This is a genomic window from Pseudomonas sp. Marseille-P9899 (assembly GCF_903166565.1).
GTDB classification, from domain to species: Bacteria; Pseudomonadota; Gammaproteobacteria; order Pseudomonadales; family Pseudomonadaceae; genus Aquipseudomonas; species Aquipseudomonas huaxiensis.
This window is the reverse complement of the sequence record NZ_CAESCG010000001.1, coordinates 2,026,190-2,042,674: the sequence shown is the minus strand read 5'-3', so window position 1 is coordinate 2,042,674 and position 16,485 is coordinate 2,026,190. Positions and strand designations below refer to the sequence as shown.

General features: G+C 66.9%; 18 protein-coding genes. All 18 read right to left on the bottom strand.

Annotated elements, in window-relative coordinates; all coding sequences use genetic code 11:
* The gene (locus tag HWV67_RS08750; protein WP_175650843.1) at nucleotides 1-348 is read right to left on the bottom strand and encodes a hydrogenase maturation nickel metallochaperone HypA/HybF; all 348 of its coding nucleotides are present in this window, start codon (nucleotides 346-348) and stop codon (nucleotides 1-3) included.
* Nucleotides 341-1,423: a HoxV gene (locus tag HWV67_RS08745; RefSeq protein ID WP_175650842.1), complete on the bottom strand. Its 1,083-nt coding sequence runs from the start codon at nucleotides 1,421-1,423 to the stop codon at nucleotides 341-343. Before HWV67_RS08745 ends, HWV67_RS08750 begins: the two co-directional genes overlap by 8 nt.
* Complete coding sequence (gene hybE / locus HWV67_RS08740) at nucleotides 1,420-1,896, bottom strand: [NiFe]-hydrogenase assembly chaperone HybE (protein WP_175650841.1); 477 nt, start codon at nucleotides 1,894-1,896, stop codon at nucleotides 1,420-1,422. The genes HWV67_RS08745 and hybE overlap by 4 nt, the downstream gene beginning before the upstream one ends.
* On the bottom strand, nucleotides 1,889-2,113 hold the full coding sequence (locus HWV67_RS08735; RefSeq protein WP_175650840.1) for a rubredoxin: 225 nt from the start codon (nucleotides 2,111-2,113) through the stop codon (nucleotides 1,889-1,891). The genes hybE and HWV67_RS08735 overlap by 8 nt, the downstream gene beginning before the upstream one ends.
* On the bottom strand, nucleotides 2,110-2,991 hold the full coding sequence (locus HWV67_RS08730; protein WP_256680041.1) for a hydrogenase expression/formation protein: 882 nt from the start codon (nucleotides 2,989-2,991) through the stop codon (nucleotides 2,110-2,112). Before HWV67_RS08730 ends, HWV67_RS08735 begins: the two co-directional genes overlap by 4 nt.
* Nucleotides 2,988-3,470: a hydrogenase gene (locus HWV67_RS08725; RefSeq protein ID WP_175650839.1), complete on the bottom strand. Its 483-nt coding sequence runs from the start codon at nucleotides 3,468-3,470 to the stop codon at nucleotides 2,988-2,990. Before HWV67_RS08725 ends, HWV67_RS08730 begins: the two co-directional genes overlap by 4 nt.
* The gene (gene hypC / locus HWV67_RS08720; protein ID WP_175650838.1) at nucleotides 3,467-3,793 is read right to left on the bottom strand and encodes a HypC/HybG/HupF family hydrogenase formation chaperone; all 327 of its coding nucleotides are present in this window, start codon (nucleotides 3,791-3,793) and stop codon (nucleotides 3,467-3,469) included. Before hypC ends, HWV67_RS08725 begins: the two co-directional genes overlap by 4 nt.
* 1 nt (nucleotide 3,794) lies before the next feature.
* Nucleotides 3,795-4,427 (bottom strand): HyaD/HybD family hydrogenase maturation endopeptidase, encoded by a 633-nt coding sequence (locus HWV67_RS08715; protein WP_175650837.1) that lies wholly within the window; start codon nucleotides 4,425-4,427, stop codon nucleotides 3,795-3,797.
* A complete protein-coding gene (gene cybH / locus HWV67_RS08710; protein ID WP_175650836.1) occupies nucleotides 4,424-5,107 on the bottom strand; it encodes a Ni/Fe-hydrogenase, b-type cytochrome subunit in 684 nt (227 codons plus the stop codon). The genes HWV67_RS08715 and cybH overlap by 4 nt, the downstream gene beginning before the upstream one ends.
* A gap of 60 nt (nucleotides 5,108-5,167) precedes the next feature.
* Nucleotides 5,168-7,024: a nickel-dependent hydrogenase large subunit gene (locus tag HWV67_RS08705; protein ID WP_175650835.1), complete on the bottom strand. Its 1,857-nt coding sequence runs from the start codon at nucleotides 7,022-7,024 to the stop codon at nucleotides 5,168-5,170.
* 24 nt (nucleotides 7,025-7,048) lie between these two features.
* Nucleotides 7,049-8,131, bottom strand: coding sequence for a hydrogenase small subunit (locus HWV67_RS08700; RefSeq protein ID WP_175650834.1), 1,083 nt, complete (start codon nucleotides 8,129-8,131; stop codon nucleotides 7,049-7,051).
* Between the two features lie 221 nt (nucleotides 8,132-8,352).
* Complete coding sequence (locus HWV67_RS08695; protein ID WP_175650833.1) at nucleotides 8,353-9,381, bottom strand: HoxN/HupN/NixA family nickel/cobalt transporter; 1,029 nt, start codon at nucleotides 9,379-9,381, stop codon at nucleotides 8,353-8,355.
* A 430-nt stretch (nucleotides 9,382-9,811) separates the two neighbouring features.
* Nucleotides 9,812-10,123 (bottom strand): DUF3077 domain-containing protein, encoded by a 312-nt coding sequence (locus HWV67_RS08690; protein ID WP_175650832.1) that lies wholly within the window; start codon nucleotides 10,121-10,123, stop codon nucleotides 9,812-9,814.
* Nucleotides 10,124-10,509: 386 nt separating this feature from the next.
* Nucleotides 10,510-11,928, bottom strand: coding sequence for a PAS domain-containing sensor histidine kinase (locus HWV67_RS08685; RefSeq protein ID WP_175650831.1), 1,419 nt, complete (start codon nucleotides 11,926-11,928; stop codon nucleotides 10,510-10,512).
* 5 nt (nucleotides 11,929-11,933) lie between these two features.
* Nucleotides 11,934-12,383 carry a nickel-responsive transcriptional regulator NikR gene (nikR, locus tag HWV67_RS08680; protein WP_175650830.1) on the bottom strand — a complete coding sequence of 150 codons (450 nt, stop codon included), beginning with the start codon at nucleotides 12,381-12,383 and terminating at the stop codon, nucleotides 11,934-11,936.
* 13 nt (nucleotides 12,384-12,396) lie between these two features.
* Complete coding sequence (locus HWV67_RS08675; protein WP_175650829.1) at nucleotides 12,397-13,854, bottom strand: nickel-dependent hydrogenase large subunit; 1,458 nt, start codon at nucleotides 13,852-13,854, stop codon at nucleotides 12,397-12,399.
* Nucleotides 13,855-13,866: 12 nt separating this feature from the next.
* Nucleotides 13,867-14,871, bottom strand: a complete 1,005-nt coding sequence (locus tag HWV67_RS08670) for a HupU protein (protein WP_175650828.1) — start codon at nucleotides 14,869-14,871, stop codon at nucleotides 13,867-13,869.
* The gene (locus HWV67_RS08665) at nucleotides 14,868-16,334 is read right to left on the bottom strand and encodes a sigma-54-dependent transcriptional regulator (RefSeq protein WP_175650827.1); all 1,467 of its coding nucleotides are present in this window, start codon (nucleotides 16,332-16,334) and stop codon (nucleotides 14,868-14,870) included. The genes HWV67_RS08670 and HWV67_RS08665 overlap by 4 nt, the downstream gene beginning before the upstream one ends.
* Between the last annotated feature and the right edge of the window lie 151 nt (nucleotides 16,335-16,485).

Genomic DNA, 16,485 nt, shown 5'->3' with positions numbered 1-16,485 from the left:
TCAGTGATCCTCGACCTGCAGGTCGAGGATGCGCAGTTCGGTACCGCCGTTGGCTTGCAGCCAGAAGCCGCCGCATTCGGGGCAGGGCGCGCCGCGCTGGATCAGCGGCACGTTGCAGGCGCAGTCCAGGCACCACGCCTGGCCGTCGGGTTGTTCGATGTCGATATGGGCGCCGGCGAGCAGGCTGCCGGGAGCGAGGGCTTCGAGGGCGAAACGCAGCGCCTCGACTTCCACGCCCGCCAACTTGCCCGCTTCCAGGCGCAGGCGGCTGACCCGCACGAACGGGTCCTTGCGCGCGGCGGCTTCCACGGCGGCGAGAATGCCGCCGGCCAGACTCACTTCATGCATAGCGCGGCGCTCCTGAATCGTTCGCCGGGTGATCGGGTTGCTGCGCGGCAGGACTTTCCAGCCGGTAAGCCAGACAGGGGTCGAATACCGCCAGCAGCAGTTCGGCCTGGCGCTGCGCGTTGCCGTCGTCGGGCAGTGCTTCCAGGGCGCGGGCCAGTGTGCCGCGAGGATGCAGATTCCATTCGGTGGGCGCCAGTACCTGGTAGTCGTATATACGCCGGTCTTCGGCCGTGAGGTCGAGGTGCACGCGGTGCAGCAGCAGGCCGCGGGCGGTTTCGCTCCAGGCCAGCGCCTGACCGTCGCCGAGCGTGATCGCCCCGAGGGCCAGCACGCGCGGTTGCGCCTGGCTCAGTTCGACCAGGTCCGCCAGCCGCGCACCGAGGCGCAGCCAGGCGCTGTCGTAACGCTGCGCGCCGGTATCGCCCGCGCGGCTCCAGGCACCGGTTTCACGCGGTGCGCCGGCGAGTTCCGGTGCGCTGAGGAAATCGTCCCCGCCGGCCAGACTGGCGCCGATGGCGAGCAGGCTGGCGCGGTCATTCGGCAGCGCGTCGAGCGGCCGCAGCAGCGCCTCGGCGCGTTCACGGCAGCCGTGTAGCAGGCGGGCCACGGCGTGGCGGCCACGGGCGCTCCAGTCCAGCAGCGCCTGGCGCGGGTCGGCGTGCCAGTGCTGCAACCAGTCAGCGGCCGAGCCTTCGAACCAGGCGTCGATCTGCATGTCCAGCCCAGGCGGTGACATCGGCGTGTCGCGCGCGACATCAGCCAGCAGTCGCGGCCAGTCGAGCAGGATGTGCCGCAGGTGCTCGCGGCGGTTTTCGCCCTGGAGGATCCGCCGCGCCTCGCCGCTGGGCTCAACATCGCCCTCGACGGCGGCGTGCAGCGCCAGTTCGGCGGTCAGCCGGTGGGCCTGGCCGCACAGGCTGTAGAGCAGCGGCAGACGCTGCACCGCCGCCTGTGCCGGCTGCCCGCGCAGCAGGCGTCCGGCCAGCGGCGGACGGCCGCCGATCAGCGCGGGACGCTGCGCCGGGCGGACGCGTAAAGAGCCGGCCAGACGCGCCAGCGGATCGTTGGCGGTCATGACCGCTCTCCCCGCAGGCGGCCGAACAGCAGGCCACGGCGGCTCGGGTTGGCCGGCGCCTCCACGGGCGGGCGGCGTAGCAAGGACAGCACGTGCACGGCAGTCTCGCGGGCGCCGTTGGCGTCGGCGAAGTCGAACATCGGCGAGAACAGCGAACAGCTCTGGTACGCGCCAAACACCTCGTCGTGGACGCTGATGAAATCCATCCTTTCGTCACCGATCAGGTACTCGCGCACCTCGCCCTCACCGGGCACTTCAGTGCCGTCCGGCAGCCAGATCAGGTTCATGCACCAGGGCGTGATCAGGATGCCAAGCAGCCCGGGGCTGGCCTGCGGACCGATGTGTTGCCAAGCGAAACCGACGACTTCGACGCCCAGCGCCGGGTGCAGCAACGGCAGGCCGCGCATGCGGGTGTCGGCGATATCGCGAAAACGTCGGGCCAGCGCTTCGGGTCTCGGGTCTGGCTCAGTCATCGAGCACCATGAACTGTTCGGCATCGCCGTCGCAATTGGGGCAGCGCCAGTGCTCGGGCAGGCGCGAGAACGGCGTGCCCGCGGCGATCTGCCAGACCGGGTCGCCCTGCGCCGGGTCGTAGATCCACCAGCAGATCTTGCATTCCAGGCGGGTGGCGTCGGCCAGGCGGCTGCGATCGCCCAGGTAGCTGCCTTCGAAACCGGAAAAGTCGCTCATGCGCCGACCTCGGCGCATTCGTCTTCGAACCACTGGATGATGTCGGCGAAGCGCTCCAGCGAGTCGGTCAGGTCCTCGGGGGCGGCGAGCACCACTTCCGGCAGGTCGGTGACTTCGATGGTGTCGAGGATCAGCGCGTCCTGGGAGTTGAAGTAGCGCACCCGCCAGCAGTTCGGTACGCGGGTGTTGCTGATGCGGCAGTTGCCATAACCGCGGGCGAGCACCAGTACCGCGCCTTCGCCGAGGCAGGCATCGAGGAAGGGCACGTCCTGCTCGGACAGCGGCAGCAAGCTGAGGTTGATCACATGGGCGCTGCTGCCGGGCTGCCAGTTGCCAGTGCGATCCTGCAATTCGGTGAGGATCGCCGGCGCGTTCATTACCCCGGCGGGCAATGGCAGGGTCGGGGTCAGGGCATCGTCGGTAGCGTCGATGCGCGCCGCGTGGCTCAGCAGCGACGGGGCCGGCGCCACTTCGATATGGTCGCGGCCCACGCCGAATACCCGCCAGACCCCGGCGAAGATCGATTCCTGAATGCGCACGCCGGCGGCGCCGCCGATCCGTGCGCTGACTTCACCTTCGCCGAGCAACTGGTCGAGCAGGCGCCGGTCGTTTTCGCTGTAGGCGCGCAGGTCGAGCACCGGCGGCGTGTCGCCGGCGCAGCGGGCGTGCAGCCGCGCGAGGATTTCACCGAGGGCCTGGCGGGCGCCGGGCGCGGCGTCCAGCGCTTCGGGCTCGGGCAGTTGCGGCAGGCTGTGGGTGTACATGCCCTGGGGCATGCTGATGTATTCCAGGGTGGCGTCGTCCTCGGGCTGCGAGCCGGGGCCGATGTCCAGCAGCGGAATGTAGTGCAGCGGGTCCATGATCTGGGCTCCGTTCACTGGCAACCTCCGGGGGCGGGGTGGATGTTTTCGCTGCGCACCGGGATCAGCGCGTTGCTCTGCTGCAGGGCACTTTCGGCCATGCGCAGGTAGACGTCCCAGTCGCGCATGCCGTCGATCTGGGTCACAAAGCCGCCGTCGCGCAGCCAGATGATGCTGGGCCAGCGGCGCAGGGCGAAGCGTTCGGCCAGGGCCTCTTCATCGGCGCGGCGGCCGACGCCCAGGCGCAGGTGGCAGCCGTGGCGCTCGGTCAGGGTCTTGCACAGCTCCGGCAGGATCACCACCACGTCGAGGCATTCCGGGTGACGCACCGGATCGCCGCAAAGCAGCAGCAGGGCGTCGCCGGACTGCGCCAGCCAGGCGTCGACGTTGTCGAGGTCGACCCAGTCGGCGGCGAACTGCTCGACCAGGCGGTTGATCAGCGGCGGGACCTCAGGGGTGGCGGGCAGGGGCGCCAGGAAGGCGGCAGATTCGCTCATAAGGGTTCCTTGGAAGTGGGCTGGCCGAGCAAGCGGGCCAGGTCTTCGGCGCTCATGGCCGAGGGCAGGGCGAACGCGGCGTCCGCGCCCACGGGTTCACCGAGCAACGCGGCATCGAGCAGCGCCAGGGTGGCGTCGATCTCGGCGGCGCGCTCGGCGCTCAGGCGCTCGCGCGCGGCGTCGATAAACACCAACAGCCACTCGCCGGCCACGCAGTCGCCGACCAGCGCGGTGTCGATCCAGCGCTGGCGGGCGTGGCGGTCGACGCACAGCGCCGCGCCGGGTCGCGTGCCGAGTACGTGCATGGGCAGGCCGATGCACATCTCAGTTACGCCGCGCGAGGATGCGTTCGTCGCCGACGCGGCAGGCGTCCTGCTCGGTGGGGCGCTCGTTTTCGTAACGTTGCAGCTCCAGGTGCTGCAGGGTCACCGCCTCGTCGTCGGGCAGGGCGCTGGTGCGCGGGCGCGGTTCACCGCCCCAGTCGGCGAGCACGTCCACGGCGGCGTCGATGACCTGTTCCAGCGCCGCCTTGACGCACGGCCGCAGGCTGCCGCCGTAGTCGTCCATGCGCTCCGGCTGGCAGCCCATCAGCAACACGCGCTGTGGGTAATGGCCGGTGAGTTGGGCGAGGATCAGCACTTCCTGGAAGCCGGTCTGGTGCAGGCTGAGCTTCTTCACGCCGAGAAAGCGCGGCACCTCGTCGTCGGCGACGAACTTCAGGGTGCCCGGCGCCAGGTTGTAGTCCACCGCGTCGAAAATCAGCAGGTAATCGGCCTGCTGCACGTGCTGGATCAGGTACAGGCCCAGGGTGCCGCCGTCGATCAGGGTGACGTTGTCGGCAAACTCGTAGCGTTGTTGCAGGGCTTCGACGCAGCGCACGCCGAAGCCTTCGTCGGCCCACAGCAGGTTGCCGATGCCGAGCACGGTGATGCGCGGAGCGGAGGTGGATTTGCTCATTTCTTGAAGCTCTTGTAGCCCGAGATGATGCCGCCGATCAGGTGCAGGCGGCCGCAGATTTCTTCACGCACGGCGGCGTACACGTGCAGCAGGATGAACAGGATCATCAGCCACATGCCGAGGCGGTGCAGGACGTGGACGTTGTTCGACTGGCCCAGCAACGGCAGCGCCCAGCCGAACAGCTGCTCCTGCCACGAGCCCATCTGCGCGCCTTCGCCGTACAGGGCAAAGCCGGTCACCAGCATGAACAGCGAGGTCAGCAGGAACACGAAGACCATGGCGAAACGCGACAGCGGGTTGTGGCCGAAGATCGGTTCCGGCATCGGGCCGATAAACAGGTAATAGCGCAGCCAGCAGGCGAAATCGCGCCAGTAGGCCTTGCGTGTGAGCGGCACCCAGAACAGTTCGCGGGCATGGTGGTTGCCCACCAGCGCCCAGTAGGCGCGGCCGAGGATACCGATGGCGAACAGGTAGGCTGCGGCGAAATGGGCAAAACGGATGTAGCCCATCAGGAAGCTGGCGCTGGCCTCGCCCGGCTGGGTCGGTGGTGGCAGACCGATGAAGTAACCGGTCACCGACAACACGACGATGCAGGCGGCGTTGATCCAGTGCCACAGGCGCACGGGCGCTTCGTAGACGTATTCGCTGTGCCCGCTCTCGGGGGCGTGGGGTTCGGACATGTCGTCACCTCGAATTGCGCCGGGCGCGCGTTGGCGCCCGGCGACTGGCTGCGGGCGGGTTCAACGCACGGTGACCTTGCTCAACTCGACGCCATCCTCGCTCATCACGTGGGTGGCGCAGGCCATGCAGGGGTCGAAGGAGTGCAGCGTGCGAAGGATTTCCACCGGCTGGTCGGCGACCGCCACCGGGGTGTTCATCAGCGCCGCTTCGAAGGCGCCGATCTGGCCCTTGCTGTCACGCGGGCTGCCGTTCCAGGTGCTCGGCACCACGCACTGGTAGTTTTCGATGCGGCCGTCCTTGATGCGGATCCAGTGCCCCAGCGCGCCACGCGGGGCGGCGACGCTGCCGACACCCTTGGCTTCGGCGGGCCAGGTTTTTGGGTCCCATTTTTCGACGTTGGCGGTGGCGCGGTCGCCGTTGCGGATGTTGAGCATCAGCTCGTTCCAGTCATCGACCATCATCTCCGCGCAGTACTCGGCTTCGAGGGCGCGGGTCAGGGTGCGGCCGATGGTGCTCGGCAGCAGTTGCTTGGCGCTGTAGTCGGTGCTCGCCAGGCCCAGGGCCTTGGGCAGGTCGTGGTTGACCGCACGCAGCGAACTTTCCAGTTGCTCCTTGACCCGCTGGCAATGCGGGTTGCCTTGCTGCGCATGGGCGTAGCCGAGGATATAGCGGGCCAGCGGCCCGACTTCCATGGCGTGACCGCGCCAGCGCGGCGACTTGACCCACGAATATTTGGCGCTTTCGTCGACTTCCTCGATGGCGGTGCGGGTGCCCTTGGTTTTCGCGCCCAGCTCGTAGTGGGGATCGGTGATGCCGTCCCAGGGGTGCAGGCCCTTGTCGTTGTCCGGGTACTGGTACCAGGAGTGGGTGACGAATTCCTGCACCTGTTCCGGGTCGCGCACGTCCACCGGCAGGATCTCGTCCCAGTTGCCATTGAGGATGGCGCCGCCGGGCAACTGGTTGGTGCTGTCGTCGTAATTGACCTTGGCGTAGGTGCCGTAGTCCATGACGTTGGTCGCCGCCAGGCCGCCGCCGTGCAGCCAGCCTTTCTGCTTGTACAGGGTGCCGATGGCCAGCACGTCGGGCACGTAGACGTTGCGGCAGAACTCCAGCGCCTCGTCGATCCGCGCCCGCACGAAGTTCAGCCGCTCCATGTTCAGTGGCGCGCCGGCGGCGAGGTCGCCGTCGATGTTGATCGCGCAGGGCACGCCGCCGACCAGGTAGTTGGGGTGCGGGTTCTTGCCGCCGAAGATGGTGTGGATCTTCACCCACTCTTTTTGCAGGTCGAGGGCTTCGAGGTAATGGGTGACCGCCATCAGGTTGGCTTCAGGCGGCAACTGATAGGCCGGGTTGCCCCAGTAGCCGTTCATGAACGGGCCGAGCTGGCCGCTTTCGACAAACTTCTTCAGGCGGTTCTGCACGTCGCGGAAGTAGCCCGGCGAGGATTTCGGGTGCGCCGGCGAGACCATCTGTTGCAGCGCCGAGGTGGCCTTGGGGTCGGCTTTCAGCGCCGAGATCACATCGACCCAGTCCAGCGCGTGCAGGTGGTAGAAGTGCACTGCGTGGTCGTGGACCTGCAGGGTCTTGGCCATCATTTCGCGGATCAGGTGGGCGTTGGGCGGGATGCGGATATCCAGCGCGTCCTCGACCGCACGCACCGAGGCCAGGGCGTGGCAGCCGGTGCAGACGCCGCAGATACGCTCGACAAAGGCCCAGGCATCACGCGGGTCGCGGCCCTTGAGGATGACTTCCAGGCCGCGCCACATGGTGCCGGTGGACACGGCGTTGCGGATCACGTTGTTGGCGTCGAGGTTGACCTCGACGCGCATGTGGCCCTCGATGCGGGTCACCGGGTCGACGACGATACGCCGGCCGGTGTTGTCCAGGTCGAAGCCCTGGGTGGAGTAATTGCTCATGGATCAGGTTTTCCCGTACGTCATTCAGGCTTCGTGGTTGGCGTGCGCCTTGCCATTGCTGGCGCGCTTGATGGCGGTGACCGCAGCGTGGGCGGTGATGGCCGCACCGACGGTGCCGGCGGCGGCCAGGCCGATCTGGTCGGCGTTGGCCTCGACGCCGAAGGCGTTGACGTCGCTCAGGTGCTGGTAGAACGAGCCCTTGTCCCAGAAGCCTTCCTCGGAACAGCCGATGCAGCCGTGGCCGGACTGGATCGGGAAACTCGTGCCGCCGTTCCAGCGCACGGTGGAACAGGCGTTGTAGGTGGTCGGGCCTTTGCAGCCGACTTTGTACAGGCAGTAACCCTTGCGCGCCGAGTCGTCGTCCCAGGCCTCGACAAACTGGCCGGCGTCGAAGTGTGGCCGGCGGTAGCACTTATCGTGGATGCGCTGGCTGTAGAACATTTTCGGCCGACCCTGGCGGTCCAGTTCGGGGATGCGGTCGAAGGTCAGCATGTAGGTGATGACCCCGGTCATCACCTCGGCGATCGGCGGGCAGCCGGGCACCTTGATGATCGGCTTGTCGGTGATCACCTTGTGGATCGGCACCGCCTGGGTCGGGTTCGGCTTGGCCGCCTGGACGCAGCCCCAACTGGCGCAGGAGCCCCAGGAGATGATCGCCTTGGCATCGCGGGACACGCGCTTGAGCTGTTCGATGAACGGCTTGCCGCCGATGATGCAGCTCATGCCGTCCTGGTTCAGCGGCGGGTTGCCTTCCACGGCGAGGATGTAGTTGCCCTTGTACTTGGTCATCACCTCTTCGAGGATCGCTTCGGCCTGGTGCCCGGCCGAGGCCATCAGGGTGTCGTCGTAGTCCAGCGAGATCATCGACAGCACCACATCCTTGGCCAGCGGGTGCGCGGAGCGGATGAAGGACTCGGAGCAACAGGTGCATTCCAGGCCATGCAGCCACAGCACCGGGGTGCGCGGCTTGTTTTCCATGGCCCAGGCGATCTGCGGCATGAAGGCCGGGCCCAGGCCCAGCGAGGTGGCGGTCAGCGAGCAGAACTTGACGAAGCTGCGCCGCGAGATGCCCTGCCGGCGCATCACTTCATAAAAGGTTTCGGTCAATTGGTTTTCCTCGGCCAGGCTGTCTTTTTCTTTCGAGTGGCCAAGGACTTACTTCAAGAGCTGTGCCATTACGTCGCAGGCGGCTTTTCGACCTTGGTCTAGACTGGCGGACCCCTGAATTGCGGGGTTTCGCCCCGGTCCGCGGCGAGGGCGGACGGGCGGGGCGTGGACGGAGTGGAAAGCTTGTGATCAGTTGGTTGGCGCAAGTGGAAAGGAAATGATCAGGCCGGGTTCAGGTCCAGGCGGTCATAACCCTTGTAGCGATAGAACGCCCAGGACAGCGCCCAGGTGGCGACGAACAGGCCGACGATCAGGTAACCGAGCAGGCCGAAGTTTTCGTTCACCTGGGCGACGAAGTCCCATGCCGCGCCTTGCAGCTCGAACTGTTCGGCGATCAGGTGCAGGGCTTCCATGCTGCCGATCAGCAGCGCCACCAGCACCGAGGCCGAGGTGATAGTCAGGTTGTAATAGAGCTTGCGCGCCGGGCGCACTTCGGCCCAGCGGTAGGCGCCGGTCATCAGCACGCTGTCGGCGCTGTCGACCAGCGCCATGCCGGCGGTGAACAGCGCCGGGAACACCATGATCGACAGCACCGGCAGGTTCTGCACCGCCTGGCTGGCGGCGATGCCGAGCAGGCCGATTTCGGTGGCGGTGTCGAAGCCCAGGCCGAACAGGAAGCCCAGCGGATAGAGGTGCCAACTGCGGCGCACCAGGCGGAACAACGGCCGTGCCAGCCGCGCGATCAGCCCGCCGCCGGCCAGCATGCCGTGCAGCTCGGCCTCACCGATGCGTTCGCCCTGACGGACGCGGCGGAAGGCACCGTAGACCGAGCGCAGAATCACCAGATTGATCAACGCCACCAGCAACAGGAAACCGGCCGAAACCGAGGTGCCGATCACCGCGCCGACGCCGTGGAAGGCTTCCAGTTCGTCTTGCAGGCTGGCGGCGCTGAAGGCGATCAGCGCCGAGGCGATGATCACCACGCTGCTGTGGCCGAGGGAGAAAAACAGGCCGACGCTGGCGGTGGGCTGGCCTTCCTGGATCAGCTTGCGGGTGGCGTTGTCGATGGCCGCGATATGGTCGGCGTCCACCGCGTGGCGCAGGCCGAAGCTGTAGGCGAGCACCGCGGTGCCGAGCAGCAGCGGGTAATCGTGGAAGGCGACCAGGGCCCAGAACCAGGCCAGCAGGTTGACCGTGATCAGGCCGGCGAAGAGGGTGGTGACGGGGGACAGGAAGGCACGGTTGGGCATTTTGGGTCCGGTTGTATGAAGAATTTCAAAGTCTTCATACAAGGGGTGTGCCAATGTTGGGTCGGGCAGGGGATGCGGTCATGGCCGCCGGGGGCATGGCGGGGGATTTTAAGTGTCCTTTAGATCGAGCGCCGCCCGCGCGGCGCATCGCGAGCAAGCTCGCTCCTACAATGGTTGCAACGTGCCTAAGTCTGTCAGGCCATGGTTGACCGCCTTGTTTGTACGACGCGGTATCGAGTCGACCTCAACAGCCTCCCCGCGATTTATCGCCAAACGCCAAAGGCGGGCAACACCTCTCTGACAGGCCATGGCACGTTGCAACCAACTGTAGGAGCGAGCTTGCTCGCGATGCGCCGCGCGGGCGGCGCTCGATCTCAACGGCGCTGAAGATCCACCGACATGCACCTGTCAGCCCTCACACACTCTCCCGTCAGGCGCTCTGCCGTCGCCCTTGTTCAATGACCGTATTCAACATCGACATCACCAGCGCCTGGCTCATTTCCAGCGACTGCTGGGTGGCCCAGGCCAGATCACTGAATTGCTGGTCCACCAGTTCGCTGAGCTGGAGATTGGTTTCGGCGGCCGAGGTCAGTGATGCCGACAGATGCGTGAGCGCATCGCGAAATTCGGCGCCTGCGCAGACGGCGAAGAGGGGGGGATGGCTGCCGTTGGAGGAGCCGAAAGTGATATGGGTGGTGTAGAGGGAGGAGGTTTGAGGTGGGTCTGGGACTAACTTTTTCATTGGCGTATCTCATGCTGATGGAATGAGATGCCACGGTCTGGCTGTCAAACCGGAGGGTGGCAACTGTGCGCGGGTTGACAGACCAGGCAGCATGAGAACCCTGGCGCGCCCGAAGGCGCCCACACGCACAGCCGCCATAACGGTGGCCAGCGCTCATGCTAATCCAGCCTGTCAAAGCCGGTCGTTGAGGTGCAACGACGGGCGAAGACTAGGCAGCGTTTCCCAAGAGCGCAACGGCTGATACGGCGCGGGAGTATGCTTGGGAAATTGCCTACAAGAAAGCCGGAAATAGCCGGGATTTCGTTGCTATATGCGACACCTTTTGAGTAGGTGGGGTGCCTGTCGCGGGATTCGGTCAGGGCTGCCAGGTGCATGCCGGCAAATATTCAGCGCTCGATTTCAAGGGCGCTGGAAAAATCCCGACATGCGCCTGGTGGCCATAACTCGCCCCCAACTGACAACCCTTGCACCGCCCTCAAACCGGAACCCCGCAACCACCGCCGGCAACCGCAACCGGAACACCGCCCCTGCGGGTGATTCCCTGCCTCCAGCGTGCCGCCCGCGCGCTCGATGATGCCGTAGCTGATCGACAACCCCAGCCCCGTGCCCTGGCCCACCGGTTTGGTGGTGAAGAAGGGCTCGAACACTTGGCTCAAATGCTCGGGCGCAATTCCGGCGCCGTTGTCGCGCAAGGTCAGGTTGGCCCAGCCGGGCTCATGGGTCAGTTCGATCCAGAGTTGCGGCGGTGCGCTGGCGGCACTGCGGGCGGCGTCGTAGGCGTTTTGCATCAGGTTCATCAGCACTTGCAGCAGTTGCCCGCTGTTGCCATGAACCGTGACGTCTTCGCCCGGCAGCCAGTGCATGAGCAGGTCCGGCGCGGTGCCGCGGGTGATCCAGTGGATGGCGCGTTCGATAACGTCGTTCAGCGATATCTCGCCGGACTGCCCGCGATCCATCGCAGAAAAGCGCTTCAGCGCGCTGACGATATCGGCGGTGCGCTGGGCGCCTTCGAGGGTGCCGTCGATCAGCGAGGGCAGGTCGGCCAGCAGCGGGTCGATGCGCAGTTGCCGGCGCAGGGCCTCGCGCTCATCACCGATCACCCCGTGGTGCACGGCGCCGAGGTAGTCCTGCAGGCGTTTGCCGTAACCTCCGAGGACATGGGCGTTGGCCAGGACGAAGCTGATCGGGTTGTTTAGCTCATGCGCGACCCCCGCCACCAGACGACCGAGGGCGGCCATTTTCTCGGCGTGCAGCAGTTGCTGCTGGGTGCGCTTGAGCGCTTCGTGGGCTTCGTGCAATTGCCGGTAGGCGTGTTTCAGTTCACCCAGCGGCCGGCCCACCAGCACATGCCCGAGGCAACGCCCGTGAGGCCCGCTGCGCACGGTGCAACTGAGCTCCACCGGCAGCAACGCCCCTTGCGCATCGCGAAAATTCACTTCGAGGTTGGCGCAGGCATTGGTCTGGCGCAGGCCGCCAAGCACCTTGCGCAGGTGCTCGCTGCTGTCGTCGTCGCCGAGCAGCGCATAGACCGGGCTGCCCAGCAGTTGCTGTTCGTCGCCGCCGACCAGCTCGCGCAGCGAGGCATTGGACTGCTCGATCAGGCCCTGGGTATCGCAGGCCAGGAGGATGTCGGACATGGCCCCGAGCAGGCCGGTAATGAACTGCTGCGACTGTTCCAGCTCGGCGTTTTTCTGCTCCAGGGCGATCTCGTCCTGAACCAGTTGCGAGTACACCTCGTCCATTTTGCCGATGACTTCGAGCCAGGCATCTTCGTCGATGGGCGGCGGTGGCGGTTTGCGGGCCATTACCTTCAGCTCGTGGGGTGCAGATGCGCGTGGGCGTGATCGCCAGCGCTCGCCGCCACGGGAATCAGGTTGAGCTGGCCATGGCGCACACCGCGTTCGGCGCTCAGCCGTTCGGCGAAGGCCCGCACCCGTTGCACCGGGCCGCGAAGCATAAGGCTTTCCAGGCAGTGGTCGTGGTCCAGATGAACATGCTGGCTGGCGATGGTCAGGTCATGGTGGTCGTGTTGCAGGGTCATCACCCGTTCGGCGAGGGTGCGCGCGTGGTGGTCGTAGACGAAGCTGAGGTTGGCCACGCATTGCAGCGACTCGGCTTCCTTGTGCAGGCGCTGTTCCTCGATATGCCGGCGCAGGATGTCGCGCAGGGCTTCGGAACGGTTGTCGTAGCCCTGGGCGCGGATCAGTTGGTCGAGCGCTTCGGCGAGGCCGTCGTCGAGGGAGATGGTCAGGCGTTGCATGGGGTTCTCCGGGTCAATGCACAGTACAGACCATGCAGGGGTCGAACGAGCGCACGATGTGTTGCACCGCGACCGGGGTCTTTTCGCCGGGTCGCACCGGGGCGCCTTCCAGCGCGCGCTCCAGGGCGCCGGGGCGACCTTCGGCATCACGCGGGGAAAAGTTCCAGGTGGTCGGCGCGATGATCTGGTAACTGGCGATGCGGCCCTGTTCGACCCGCAGCCAGTGGCCCAACGCGCCGCGCGCGGCTTCGGTGAGGCCGACCGCGCTGCCGCTGTCGGGCAAGTCGCAGGCCGTGTAATAGGGCTCGCCGGGACGCAGCGCGAGCAACCAGCTTTCCATCATGGGCACGACCCGTGCCAGTTCCACCAGGCGCGCCAGCAGACGGGTGTAGACGCTGGCGCCACAACGCGCGGCGGCGTCACGCAGCAAAGGCTGGCCACTGATCAACTGACGCGCCAGGGCACCGGTTTCCAGTACTTCGCCGGCCAGGCGCGGGGCCTTGTTCCAGGTGTAGGCGGCGGGCTTGTCCATGGTTGGTTCGGTCACGCCCTGGGCCGGGTGCAGCGGGCCGCCGCGGTCGTCGAGCCAGGCGTGGCTGGCGTCTTCGCGGATGCCCTCCAGGTGCAGCGGCCGCAACTGGCCGAGGCGGGCGTCCCACAGGCCACGGTCAAAGGCGAGCGAGCCGTCTGCCTGCGGGTACGCGCCGTAAGACAGGTACAAGCCGGGGCCCTGGCCCAGGTGTTCCAGGCCGCTGTCGAGGACGATGCGCAGGAAATGCCGCAGGTCGCCACGCTCCGGCGCTTCGGCGTACCAGGCCCACAATTGTGCTTCGCTGGTGAGCCCAGATATGTGCTCCAGCGGCGCGGCGAACAGCTCGTTTTCGAGGAACTGGCGAAACTCGCGAACCCGCGTCAGCAGGCGCAGGCGCTCGGCCGGGTCGATGGCGCGGGTCGAGCCGCCGGGGTGCACGGAGCCGGTGTGCGGCCACTTGCCGCCGAGGGTGCCGATCAGGTCCAGCCAGCGCTTGCGCGCCGCCAGTGCCAGGCGCTGCTGGCTGCCAGTGTGCGGAGTGAAACGGGCCACGGCATCGGCGTACCACGGCCGCTCGGCGTACAGCGGGCGGACGAAGTCCGGCATGAAGAACAGGTAGAAGTGGCTGAGGTGATCGGCGAGGTTTTCCGTCGCCGCCATCAGGTTGATCGCGATCAGGCCGTTGGCCGGCGGCTCGATCCCGGCCAGGCCGGCGAGGGCGCGGGCGGCGGCCACCGATTGCGACACCGAGCAGATGCCACATACCCGTGGCGCGTAGACCAGCGCATCGAGGGGCGCGTGGTCGCGCAGGATCTGTTCGAAGCCACGGTACATGGTGGCGTTGACCTGCGCCGAGCGCACCTGGCCGTCCTCGATGTCCAGTTGGACTTCGAGGTCGCCTTCGACACGGTTGAACGGGCCGACCAATAAGCGGGTCATTGTGCTAACTCCCTAGCGCCGAGTGGGGCGGATGGCCGGCGCGATCAGCGCGTGGTCGGCGGTGGCGTTCTGCCGGACGCGGTCCGGGGTGGCCGACTTGGACAGCGCGGCGAGGGCGACGAACCAGGCCTTGGGCATGTCGGTGGGCAGGCCGATGGGAATACCGGCGCGCTTGGGCGTGAGGTGGAAGGCGTGGCCCGGCTCCTCGAAACCCGGCGCGGTGCAGTTGATGCAGGCGTAGCCGCCGCGGGTGCACGAGCCTTCGCCGTTCCACAGGCGGTTGTTGCAGTCGCCGTGGGCCTGGGTGCCTTTGCAGCCGAGGTTTTCCATCATGCAGCCGAGGTCCGAGGGCTTCACCGCGCTGGCTTTGTACTCGTAGAACTCATTGCGCGTGCAGCCGTGGTGGACCAGTTGGTCGGCGTAGAAGCGCGGGCGACCGAGGGCATCCAGGTCGCTGCCGGCGAACAATCCTGCGGCCAGCGCCATCAGCGTGTCGGTGACCCAGCCCGGATGGGTCGGGCAGCCGGCGACGTTGATCACCGGCAGGCCTTTGCGCGAGCGGTAGTCGGCGCCCAGCAGCCCACCGCGGCGTTCGCCGTCGTATTGCAGGCCGCAGGCGTCGGTGGGGTTGTGGCCGGCCGCGGTGATGCCGCCATAGGCGGCGCAGGTGCCGATGCCGATGGTGTAATCAGCGACTGCGGCGAGGCGGCTGACCCAGTCGATCATCGCCACCCCGGTGCCGGCCAGCAGGTGGAAACGCCCGGTGCCGTTGGGGCCGCGCAACAGCGAGCCTTCGATGCACAGCGCGTCGAGGTGGGTACGGCCGGCGAGGCAGTCGTCGAGGATCGCCAGCACTTCGTCACCGCTTTCCAGCGACAGCGACGGGTGCCACAGCAGTTCGATCCCGGCGCTGCGCCAGAGGCCGGCGAAGTCCTGGGTGTCGGCGCACAGCAGCGACATATTGCAGCCGCCGCAGCCGCCGGATTGCAGCCAGAGCACGCGGAACGGGGCACTCATGGCGTTTCCTCCAGGCCGAAGCGGCGCAGTTTCTGGCGCAGGCCGACCCGCGACAGGCCCAGCTCGCGGGCGGCGTGGGTCTTGTTCCAGCGGTGGCGCAGCAGGGCTTCTTTCAGCAGCGTCGCCTCGATGGCGTCGAGCTGCTCCTGCAGGGTGCCGGCCGGGCGGCCATCGACGGCAAGGCCGGGCAGCGCGCCACCGGCTTGCCCTTGCAGCACTTTCCAGGAGAACGCCCGGGCGCTGACTTCGGTGCTGTCGGAGAGCGCGGCGGCGCGGTAAACCTCGTTGCGCAGCTCGCGGATATTGCCCGGCCAGGGGTAGCCGAGCAGGCTGCCGAGGGCGTCGCCGGCAAATTGCAGGCCGGGCAGGTCGAGTTCCTTGCTGGCGTCGGCGAGCAGTTTGCTGGCGATCGGGATCAGGTCGCCGCTGCGCTCGCGCAACGGCGGCAAAGCCAGTGAGACACCGGCCAGGCGGTAATAAAGGTCGCTGCGAAAACGCCCGGCCTGGACGTCCGCTTCCAGGTCGCGGTGGGTGGCGGCGATGATCCGCACATCCACGCGCACCGCCGTGGTAGCGCCGACCGGGCGCAGTTCGCCTTCTTGCAGCACCCGCAGCAGCTTGACCTGAAAGGCCGGCGAGGTGTCGCCGATCTCGTCGAGGAACAGCGTGCCGCCGTGGGCGCGCTGGATCAGGCCGATGTGGTCCTGATGGGCGCCGGTGAAGGCGCCGCGCTTGTGCCCGAACAACTCGGATTCCAGCAGCGAATCCGGCAGCGCCGCGCAGTTTTCGATGATGAAGGCGTTGCTGGCCCGCGGGCTGGCGTAGTGGATGGCGCGGGCCAGCAACTCTTTGCCGGTGCCGGACTCGCCCAGTAGCAACACCGACAGGTCGAAGCGCGCCACCCGCGCCGCCAGCTCGCAGAGCGCGTCCAGTGGGCTGCCGGGGGCGCGCACGATACGGGCGAAGTCGAAGGCGTCACGCACCTTGTCCAGCGCCTGCTGGTTGCGTCGGCGCAGCACCGGGGTGGCGGCGCGCAGCTCGACGTCGAGGCGCTGCATGTGGTTGTGCAGGGCGCGGCTTTCCACGGCGTTGCGCACCGTATTGAGCAGATGCTCGGGCAGCCAGGGCTTGAGCAGGTACTGGTAGATCCCGGCTTCGTTGACCCCGGCAATGATGTCTTCGGAGTCGGTGTAGCCGGACAGCACGATGCGCACGACCTCGGGCCAGCGCTCGCGGCTTTCCTTGAGAAACTCGATGCCCTGCATGCCCGGCATGCGCTGGTCGCAGAGGATCACCGCCACCGGGTGGCGTTCGAGCAGCTCGCGGGCCTGCTCGGCCGAATCGGCGAGCAGCACGTCGAACTCGTCGGCGAGCACCCGCGACAGGGATTCGCGGGAACGCAGTTCGTCGTCGATGACCAGGATGGTCCGGACGGTGGAATCAATGCTTTCGTGAGAGGACATGGAAGCCGTTTTCGAGAGTCACAAGGCCGGGGCGGGCTGAGGGCGAATGATGACATTCGCCGCGAGGTGTAGGAAGAGACCCCTACTAACTGACGAATCCGCCAGTGCTTGAGGGGCGTCACGCTACCGAGCTTTTTCATTGCGCCCGAGC

Bases quoted from the DNA above. Each gene is read 5' to 3' on its own strand.
- HWV67_RS08750 (WP_175650843.1), bottom strand. From the start codon at position 348: ATGCATGAAGTGAGTCTGGCCGGCGGCATTCTCGCCGCCGTGGAAGCC.
- HWV67_RS08745 (WP_175650842.1), bottom strand. From the start codon at position 1,423: ATGACCGCCAACGATCCGCTGGCGCGTCTGGCCGGCTCTTTACGCGTC.
- hybE (WP_175650841.1), bottom strand. From the start codon at position 1,896: ATGACTGAGCCAGACCCGAGACCCGAAGCGCTGGCCCGACGTTTTCGC.
- HWV67_RS08735 (WP_175650840.1), bottom strand. From the start codon at position 2,113: ATGAGCGACTTTTCCGGTTTCGAAGGCAGCTACCTGGGCGATCGCAGC.
- HWV67_RS08725 (WP_175650839.1), bottom strand. From the start codon at position 3,470: ATGAGCGAATCTGCCGCCTTCCTGGCGCCCCTGCCCGCCACCCCTGAG.
- hypC (WP_175650838.1), bottom strand. From the start codon at position 3,793: ATGTGCATCGGCCTGCCCATGCACGTACTCGGCACGCGACCCGGCGCG.
- HWV67_RS08715 (WP_175650837.1), bottom strand. From the start codon at position 4,427: ATGAGCAAATCCACCTCCGCTCCGCGCATCACCGTGCTCGGCATCGGC.
- cybH (WP_175650836.1), bottom strand. From the start codon at position 5,107: ATGTCCGAACCCCACGCCCCCGAGAGCGGGCACAGCGAATACGTCTAC.
- HWV67_RS08705 (WP_175650835.1), bottom strand. From the start codon at position 7,024: ATGAGCAATTACTCCACCCAGGGCTTCGACCTGGACAACACCGGCCGG.
- HWV67_RS08695 (WP_175650833.1), bottom strand. From the start codon at position 9,381: ATGCCCAACCGTGCCTTCCTGTCCCCCGTCACCACCCTCTTCGCCGGC.
- HWV67_RS08690 (WP_175650832.1), bottom strand. From the start codon at position 10,123: ATGAAAAAGTTAGTCCCAGACCCACCTCAAACCTCCTCCCTCTACACC.
- HWV67_RS08685 (WP_175650831.1), bottom strand. From the start codon at position 11,928: ATGGCCCGCAAACCGCCACCGCCGCCCATCGACGAAGATGCCTGGCTC.
- nikR (WP_175650830.1), bottom strand. From the start codon at position 12,383: ATGCAACGCCTGACCATCTCCCTCGACGACGGCCTCGCCGAAGCGCTC.
- HWV67_RS08675 (WP_175650829.1), bottom strand. From the start codon at position 13,854: ATGACCCGCTTATTGGTCGGCCCGTTCAACCGTGTCGAAGGCGACCTC.
- HWV67_RS08670 (WP_175650828.1), bottom strand. From the start codon at position 14,871: ATGAGTGCCCCGTTCCGCGTGCTCTGGCTGCAATCCGGCGGCTGCGGC.
- HWV67_RS08665 (WP_175650827.1), bottom strand. From the start codon at position 16,334: ATGTCCTCTCACGAAAGCATTGATTCCACCGTCCGGACCATCCTGGTC.